8 protein-coding genes and 1 pseudogene are annotated in these 8,452 nt (G+C 64.8%); 6 read left to right on the top strand and 3 right to left on the bottom strand.

Translation table 11 applies throughout. From position 1 onward, the window contains the following. Nucleotides 1–777 (bottom strand): annotated as a pseudogene (locus tag F0Q45_RS22380) (adenylate/guanylate cyclase domain-containing protein); the annotation flags it as partial. Between the two features lie 142 nt (nt 778–919). On the opposite strand from F0Q45_RS22380, the gene F0Q45_RS22375 reads away from it, so the two are divergent. The 6 genes from F0Q45_RS22375 to F0Q45_RS22355 all read left to right on the top strand — a co-directional run bounded on the left by F0Q45_RS22375 (nt 920) and on the right by F0Q45_RS22355 (nt 6,878). Further along, the gene (locus tag F0Q45_RS22375; RefSeq protein ID WP_149656004.1) at nt 920–2,329 is read left to right on the top strand and encodes a glucose-6-phosphate dehydrogenase; all 1,410 of its coding nucleotides are present in this window, start codon (nt 920–922) and stop codon (nt 2,327–2,329) included. 14 nt (nt 2,330–2,343) lie between these two features. Continuing rightward, nucleotides 2,344–3,366 (top strand): phosphogluconate dehydrogenase (NAD(+)-dependent, decarboxylating), encoded by a 1,023-nt coding sequence (gnd, locus tag F0Q45_RS22370; RefSeq protein WP_149656003.1) that lies wholly within the window; start codon nt 2,344–2,346, stop codon nt 3,364–3,366. 388 nt (nt 3,367–3,754) lie between these two features. Next, on the top strand, nt 3,755–3,961 hold the full coding sequence (locus tag F0Q45_RS22365; RefSeq protein WP_149656002.1) for a hypothetical protein: 207 nt from the start codon (nt 3,755–3,757) through the stop codon (nt 3,959–3,961). Nucleotides 3,962–4,297: 336 nt separating this feature from the next. Next, a complete protein-coding gene (locus F0Q45_RS28040; protein WP_188113100.1) occupies nt 4,298–4,486 on the top strand; it encodes a hypothetical protein in 189 nt (62 codons plus the stop codon). Between the two features lie 237 nt (nt 4,487–4,723). Continuing rightward, the gene (locus tag F0Q45_RS22360; RefSeq protein WP_149656001.1) at nt 4,724–5,629 is read left to right on the top strand and encodes an alpha/beta fold hydrolase; all 906 of its coding nucleotides are present in this window, start codon (nt 4,724–4,726) and stop codon (nt 5,627–5,629) included. A 4-nt stretch (nt 5,630–5,633) separates the two neighbouring features. After that, nucleotides 5,634–6,878, top strand: coding sequence for a WS/DGAT domain-containing protein (locus F0Q45_RS22355; protein ID WP_149656005.1), 1,245 nt, complete (start codon nt 5,634–5,636; stop codon nt 6,876–6,878). A gap of 2 nt (nt 6,879–6,880) precedes the next feature. Here the strand turns inward: F0Q45_RS22355 and F0Q45_RS22350 are convergent, their stop codons facing one another. Together F0Q45_RS22350 and F0Q45_RS22345 are read right to left on the bottom strand one after the other, a co-directional pair. Continuing rightward, nucleotides 6,881–7,486 carry a MarR family transcriptional regulator gene (locus F0Q45_RS22350; protein ID WP_149656000.1) on the bottom strand — a complete coding sequence of 202 codons (606 nt, stop codon included), beginning with the start codon at nt 7,484–7,486 and terminating at the stop codon, nt 6,881–6,883. Beyond that, nucleotides 7,486–8,452: pyruvate, phosphate dikinase (locus F0Q45_RS22345; RefSeq protein ID WP_149655999.1), on the bottom strand; the 967-nt coding region annotated here is incomplete at its 5' end. The genes F0Q45_RS22345 and F0Q45_RS22350, both read right to left, overlap by 1 nt.

The following is an 8,452-nucleotide window of genomic DNA, read 5'->3' as shown; positions in this document are numbered from 1 at the left end:
GGGCGCAGCGTCGACCGTGAACAGACAGTAACTGCTCAGCACCCCTTTGCTGCCACCGCGCGGCCCTGGTCGAAACCAATGCCGTGGCAATCGCCGACGGCGTCGAGAACCGGCTCGCTCACCTGGATCTGGCCGCCGACAGCCTGTCCGGCAACCCGGGCTGCTAGGGCGACGTTGCGGCCGAACAAGTCGCCGTGGCGCTGCGAGCGCCTCATGTGGATGCCGATATGAACCCGAATTCTGTTGTTTCTCTTGCATTTCGCGTTCTTGTGCAGCGCGCGCCGGAGGTCGATGGCGCACCGCACTGCTTGCTCAGCGCGCGAACAGGCAACCAGGAATCCGTCGCCCTGACATCTCACCACCTGCCCGGACTAGCGTCGAACGAGTTCATGAATCAAATTGGCATGCGCGCCAATTAGTTTGACCTGCGCCCGAGCGCCGATCCGCTCGCTGAGGGCAGTGGACTCCACAATGTCTGAGGACAGTATCACCCGTTCGACCGCGGCCCAGCCGGCGAGGTCTTCGATCGAGCTGGGCACGGCCGCGCCGAAGCCCTCAGTGCGCATCAGGTTTGCGGTCTGCCACAGCGTCTGCACGGCCTCTCGTTCGCCCGACAGCAGCCAATTGCGGGCATCGACTCGCTCTCGGAACCCTTGGATCACGACCGACTGAAGATCAGCAGCTGCCAGAGCACCCCGCCAGCCGGACGGCTTTGGCCACGACGATCCCGGCCACTACGTACAGCGTGATGTATAGCGTGTCGCCCAGGCCCGAGATATGGCTGATCTTTTCAGGGCTTCGGCGGAAAACCTTGTGGGGCCAGTGGGTGATGTCTAGGGTTGACTTCGGCCGTCGCGGGCCAGCAGATTTACCCGAACAGTTAGGTGACTCATTCGGATGACGTTCTGGAGGTGGGGCATTGGCCAACGGCGGAGGTAGCGCCTCAGACCTGTTGGTAATCTTCGGAATTACCGGTGATCTGGCCCGCAAGATGACGTTTCGCGCGTTGTACCGGCTGGAGCGCCGCCAGTTGCTAAACTGTCCGGTCCTGGGTGTGGCCAGTGACCCCATGCCTATCGCGAAACTAGTCGAGCGGGCCCGGGAATCCATCAGGCAGGCCGGCGAGGAATTCGACGACGCGGTGTTCAACCGGTTGGCGAGCCGGTTGTCCTACCTGCCCGGTGATGTCACCGATGGCGCGCTGTACACATCGCTGGCAGAGCAGATCGGCACCGGCCGTCGCGTCCTGTATTACCTGGAGATGCCGCCTTTCCTGTTCGCCCCCATTGCCGAGAATCTGGCCAAGGTCGACCTGCTCAAAGGCGCACGGGTCGCGGTCGAGAAACCGTTCGGCCACGACCTGGAATCGGCTCGCGAACTCAACTCCAGACTGCATGCGGTGCTAGACGAAGACCAGATCCTGCGTGTCGACCATTTCTTAGGCAAGCAGCCCGTCGTCGAGCTGCAGTACCTGCGCTTCGCCAACCGCGGTCTGGCCGAATTATGGGATAGCAATAGCATTTCCGAGATCCACGTCACCATGGCGGAGAACTTCGGCGTCGAGGACCGCGGCTCGTTCTACGACGCGGTGGGCACCTTACGCGACGTGGTGCAAAACCACCTGCTGCAGGTACTGGCCTTGGTGACGATGGAACCCCCGGTGGGCGCCAGCGCCGATGACCTCAATGACAAGAAGGCCGAAATCTTCCGCGCGATGCCCGCCCTGGCGCCTGCGCACTACGTGCGCGGCCAATACCGGGGCTACCGCGATATTGCCGGGGTGGCCAAGGACTCACAGACCGAGACCTATGTTGCGCTGAGAGCCGAGATCGACAACTGGCGGTGGGCTGGCGTGCCGATCTTTATGCGGGCTGGAAAAGCGCTGCCGGAGAAGGTCACTGAGGTGCGGATGTTTCTCCGCCATGTTCCCGGGCTGGCTTTCCTGCCGCATCGCAGGCCGGCAGAACCCAACCAGATCGTGTTGCGCATCGACCCCGATCCGGGCCTAAGGCTGCAAATCTCGGCGCACGCCCACAACTCCTGGCAAGACATCCACCTGGACTCCTCGTTTGCCGAGGACCTTGGTGCGCCGATCCGGCCCTATGAGCGGTTGCTGCATGCCGGATTGTCGGGTGATCGCCAACTTTTCGCCCGCCAGGACAGCATTGAAGAGACCTGGCGGATCGTGCAGCCGGTGCTCGACAACCCGAGCGACATCCATCAATACGACCGCGGTTCCTGGGGGCCCGAGGCCGCGCAGACGCTGTTGCGTGGTCACCGCGGCTGGCAGCAGCCGTGGCTGCCCCGAAGCGCCGCAACAGGACAATAAGGAGGCGAAAGCATATGCAGCTAGGGATGATCGGTCTGGGCCGGATGGGCGCCAACATTGTTCGCCGATTGGTCAGAGGCGGACACGAGTGCGTGGTGTACGATCACAACCCCGACGCGGTCAAAGCGATGCTGGCAGAGGACAACATCACCGGGGCGTATTCGCTTCGTGAGTTGGCCGACACGCTCTCGGCTCCGCGGGTCATCTGGGTCATGGTGCCCGCAGGCAACATCACCTCCGGGGTGATCGACGAGCTGGCCAATACACTCGCCGCCGGAGACATCGTGATCGACGGCGGCAACACCTACTATCGCGATGACCTCAAGCACGCAAAGACATTGGCAGACAAGGGAATTCGCTTACTAGATGTCGGCACCAGCGGTGGCGTGTGGGGCCTCGAGCGTGGCTTCAGTCTCATGATCGGCGGGGACGCGGACGCAGTTGCGCACGCCGAGCCAATCTTTGCCACCGTGGCGCCCGGTTTCGACGCCGCGCCGCGCACACCGGGCCGGGACGGCGAGGTCGCGCAGTCCGAGAAGGGCTATCTCCGCTGTGGGCCAACCGGGGCCGGGCACTTCGTCAAGATGGTGCACAACGGTATCGAGTACGGCATGATGGCCTCGCTGGCCGAGGGGCTGAACATCCTGCGCAATGCCGACATCGGCACCCGGGTGCAAGAGGGTGACGCCGAAACAGCGCCGCTGTCGAACCCGGAGTATTACCAGTACGACCTCAATATTCCGGAGGTTGCCGAGGTGTGGCGCCGGGGCAGCGTGATCGGCTCCTGGCTGCTGGATCTGACTGCCATCGCTCTGCACGAATCGCCTGACCTGAAAGAGTTTTCCGGGCGGGTTTCCGACTCCGGTGAAGGCCGCTGGACTTCCATTGCGGCAATCGACGAGGGCGTTCCGGCTCCGGTGCTGACCACCGCTCTGCAGTCCCGCTTTGCCTCGCGTCACCTCGATGACTTTGCCAACAAGACGCTGTCGGCGATGCGTAAGCAGTTCGGCGGGCACGCCGAGAAACCTGCCAACTGAGCGCCCGCCCGCGCCATAGTAAACCGTGCGTGATCGCCGCCCATCCGCCGGTTAAGGCGATCTGGACCGACGCGGACTTCGACCAGGTGTGCTGGAACGACTGCGCCGTGCCCGCAGTTGCGTTGCAGTAGTTACGCCCACCCGCTGTCCTCAGCTCACTGCAACGGCTTTCCGCGGATCGGCGGGGTGGACTTAGTTTCAACCACTACAGCTTTGCGTTGGGTAACTTCCGCCTGCTGCGGGTGGCGGCGCTAGGGCTTGGCAGCGTGAGTGGCTCGTTCTCACAGCTACTTCACGGCTACACCCCCAGTGACGCCAAGCTCTATATGTCATTGTCAGTTGACAAACATGAGCTATTGGGCCTGGTGTGGACGGAAGGTGGCTAGCGATGGTAACGGGAGGTTTGGAAGAGACAAGTCCATCTTCGGCGGCGACTTCGGCTTGGGCGGCCGCGCAACAGCGTGCACGTCGGCGGCGCGAGGCTATGCAGCGCCACCCGGCGTTTCTGTCCCGCCAGCATGCTGCCGAACCGACCGAAGTCGTGGTCGCCGAGGTCGTCGACATCGGGGTTGGGCGCCGGCGCCGAACCGCATGATTACTTCCCCGAATTGACTGGCCAGTCCAAGCGCTAGCTGGTGTCCGCATTCGAGGAGCCTGCGGCTCGTGCGACCTAGGGAGCCACCATCCCGTTGGAAGCCTCGCCGCGGTTCTTGGACTGGCTCGCCCGATTCGAACCGATGCGTCAGGCGGTCCGGGGTTCGTGGGCACTGCTGGACCTGGACGGTCGTGGGCATGCCGAGCTGATGCACTCGACCAACACATGCGTGCTCGTGTTGAGTATCGGCGTGTTGTTCGGCGCAGTGCCAGCGGTGACCGCCGGGGCCGCGCTGGCCCAGGTCGGTGGCCCGACAGCGCACCGACCGTCGCCGCCTTGCCCAGGCCGGCCGAGACCGCGCCGGTCATGCTCTTCGAGGTCGGCGCGCTGGTGACGGCAGGTGCCATCGACGTCGCGACATCGCTGGCAACGGCGGCGGCCACCGCAAGAGACCCCGAATTGACTACTGGGGGTAACGCGCGAACATCATTGTCCCTTGTCCTCCAGCGACGGCGCTGCAATTAGAGTGCCGTGGCTAGGGTGGGAAGTCTGTCGACCGAGCGGCCACACCGAGGTATGGAGGCTGTGTCCGCCGATCGACGGTCTTTGTGTCCACCTGCGCGCCGGTTACGTTGGAGCCAGCGGGCTGAACGTGGTGAACAGGAGTCAATATGAAGGACCAAGCAGCTCGGCCGGGACCGAGGCCCGGCAGCATGAGCAACACCGCGGCTGAACGGGCCGGCGCAGGCCAGGAAGTCCGCGATGTCTGAACCGCGCTGGATCGACGTGCCCGGACCCGGTGGGGATCTCAAAGCCTTAACCTGGGGCTCGGCTGAAGCTCCAATCGCGTTGTGTCTACACGGCTTTCCCGATACCCCCTATGGGTGGCGCAAGGTAGCGCCCCGTCTGGCTGAGTCGGGATGGCGGGTCGTTGCACCGTTCATGCGGGGGTATGCGCCGTCGTCGATTCCCGCCGACGGCAGTTATCACGTTGGTGCGCTGATGCACGACGCGATGCGGGTGCGCTCTGCGGCCGGTGGCTCCGTGGACGACGTGGTGATCGGACACGACTGGGGCGCGATCGCCGCCACCGGGCTGGCCGCCATGCCCGACAGCCCGTTCGCCAAAGCGGTCATCATGTCGGTGCCGCCCGCGGCGGCATTTCACCCGCTCGGCCGGGTGCCGGACCGGTCCCGGTTAGCCCGCGAACTACCGCATCAGCTCCTGCGCAGCTGGTACATCATCTATTTCCAATTGCCATGGCTACCCGAACGGTCCGCCTCGTGGCTGCCACCGCTGCTGTGGCGACGGTGGTCGCCGGGTTACTACGCCGAGGAGGATCTACGCCACGTCGACGCCGCGATCGGGACACCGGAGAGCTGGCGAGCGGCGCTGGGCCCCTACCGGGCGACCATCCGCAACACCCGTCCGCCGGCCCCCTATGCCGAACTGAACCGGTGGTGGGCCGCAGCGCCGCAGTTGCCCAGCCTATACCTGCATGGGCGCGACGATGGTTGTGCCACATCGGCGTACGCGCACTGGACCCAGCAGGTGCTGCCTGCCGGCAGTAACGTGGCGATCGTCGACCACGCCGGGCATTTCCTGCAGCTCGAACAGCCGGAGGTGGTGGCCGAGCTGATACTGGCGTTCATTGGCGCACCTGGCTAACGCGGTGCCAGTACACCGGATGGCGGCCGTCGACGCTCAGTTCTACTGGATGTCGGCCAAGATACCCAACGATCAGTTCCTGCTGTATGCGTTCGATGATGCACCGACGGATATCGAGGGCGCGCTCGCGCAAATCATGCTGCGTGCCCGCGCGTGCCCGGAGCTGCAGATACGCGTTCACGACGAATCTGCCCTGACCTATCCGCACTGGGTCGTCACGGGTGTCCAGCCCGATCAGGCGGTCCGCCATGACCTCGCCGATAGCAGCTGGCAGGGCTGCCTGGCGGCAGTTGCCGGCCTGGCCGACGACCAGCTGGACATTCGCCAGATACCTTGGCGGGTCCATGTGTTCAGCCCGGTGGTCGGCATTCCGGGGGTCAACCATGCGGGCGTCGTAGCCGTCGTGCAAGTCCCACATGCGCTCGGTGACGGGGCGCGCGCGTCGGCATTGGCGGCCTGGCTGTTCGGGCGTGCGGCTCCGGTGCCCTCGGTGCCCGTGCCACGGCGAGGCGTCTTACCCTGGCGTGCTGTGGCGGCGGCTCGCGCTCATCGCCGCCTGCTTCACGACACCCGTTCGGGGCGACTGGTAGCAGGTGTGGGACCGCGGCCGCTGCTGTCCACGAATGCCCGACCTCAGGGTGCCCGTGCGCTGCGCACTTTAGTGCGGCATCGTTCGCAAATGCCGGGTCCCACCGTAACTGTCGGGGTATTGGCGGCGGTGTCCGCCGCCCTGTATCAGTCGCTCGACGAGTCCGCCGAGTCGTTGGGAGCCGAAGTGCCGATGGCTAAACCTGTTGCGCGGCATGCACATAACCACTTCGACAATGTTGGTGTCGGGCTTTACCCGCGACTGGGGCACGATCTTCGAACGCAGCGGATCGCCACCGACCTGGCCAATGCGCGCCGACGCATGCAGCATCCGGCGTTGCGCGCAGCTGACCGAGCCTTCGCTACCCTGCCGGCGTTTGTGTTACGTTGGGGAACAAGCCAATTCAATGCCGACGTGCGGCCGGAGCAGGTGGCTGGCAACACCGTGGTGTCCAGCGTGCACCGAGGAGCTGCCGATCTAAGCTTCGGGGGAGCTCCGGTGGTGCTGACGGCGGGGTTTCCGGCACTATCACCGGTGCAGGGTCTAACCCATGGTGTGCACGGCATCGGGGACACGATCGCGATCAGCGTCCATGCGGCTCAGTCAGCCGTGCCGGATATTGACGGCTACCTTGTGTTGCTCGACGCAGCTCTGCAGTGAGACTACTGGGCGTCACCGGCTTGGGCTGCTTCCTCCCTGGTCAGCCCCACGGCCAAGATCAGCTCCTCGTGGAGTTCGAACCACACGGTGTGATACGAGTCGATCAGTGGCCTTGCCAGCCATATGATTTCACCGGCCTTGATTCTGTCATGTGCCGCCTGCAATTTCGCGGCGTATGCGTCCAGGCGTGGCAGCTGCGCTGCGGCAGCGGCAACAATGGGCGACACGCGGCGGTGCACATCGTCGAGGCGGGCCAGCACCGCGGCGTCGTAGTCGGCGTCGTCGTGAGTATTGGGCTGGCCGCCCCTGAGCTGCCAGTCCGTGACCAGGGCCTTGAAATCGGGATTAACGGTCCGGAACTCGTCGTAGGCGGCGACCAGCTCAGCAGAGTCGACGCGCGTGCGCTCCGCCCCAAGCAATACGTTGAGCCTGACGCGGCCTTCCGGGCTGATCCGCAAGGCGACACCGTCGATCAGCAGACCCGCCGCAATAAGCTGCGCCACCGTCTCGATGATGTCAGCCGCAGCTACCCGCAAAGTCGCGGCAAGGTCGCGGGTGCTCACTCGGCCTTTCAGCCGAACTGCTTGGAGCACAGCTAATTCCGTCATCAACTGGCTCGCACCCGCAGTGCGTTGAGCATGGTGATCAGTGGCGTGGCCGAGACGATGTCGGCATGTCCGGCGGTCATGGCCGCGTCCACGGCGGCTTCGGAACAGTCATCCAGTCTTGGATAGTCGCCAGTGCGGTGTGCGCGCAATGGGCTGATGCGCAGCGCGATATCGGTCAGCTCGCATAGCTCGGGGGTGTCGTTCTCCGACCACGCGGAGAGCGTCAGGTCTCCTTCGCGCACTTCGCCCTCGTATCCGTCGATGGTGATCTGTTTACCGCTCAGCGCTGCCGCAACCCCGTGGCCGCACCCCACGACGGCCACCCGGCCAAGTTCTCGGCTGACCACTGCCGCGTGGCTGGTTGCGCCGCCCACCTCGGTCACAATTCCCTGTGCAGCCAGCATGCCCAGGACGTCTTCGGGCCTGGTGTGGTCGCGTACCAAGATAACGTGCTCGCCTTGCTCGGCTGCGTCCAGCGCCGCGTCCACGTCGGTGTAGGCTATGCCGGTCGCCACCCCGGGGCAAGCGGGCAAGCCCTTGGCTAAAAGCTGTGCGGCAAGTCGGATTTCGGGCTGCAGTGCCGGCCGCAACACAGCCTCGACGTGCGCGGGTGTCACCCGGTGCAACGTCTCGTCATCGTCGATCAGGCTCTCGCGCCGAAGTTGCAGCGCCAGGCGCACCGCGGCCTGCGCCGACCGCTCGGCGGACCGCATTTGCAGCAGCCACAGCTTGCCGTCTTCGACGGTGAACTCGATCTCCTGGACGTCTGCGGCCAGCCGTTCGAGCCGGTGCGCGGCCTCCATCAGCTGGTCGTAGACAGCCGGGAGTTGCTCGCGCAGGGCGGTGATGGATTCGACGTTCACCAGACCCGAGACGACGTCATCGCCCTGACCGCCGGGCAGCCACTCGCCGAATGGTTCGTTGGCACCGGTAATAGGGTTGCGGGAGCAGAGCACCCCGGCGCCG

The sequence above is a fragment of the Mycobacterium simiae genome, assembly GCF_008370645.1.
GTDB lineage: Bacteria > Actinomycetota > Actinomycetes > Mycobacteriales > Mycobacteriaceae > Mycobacterium > Mycobacterium simiae_A.
This window is presented reverse-complemented; position numbering and strand designations above follow the sequence as displayed.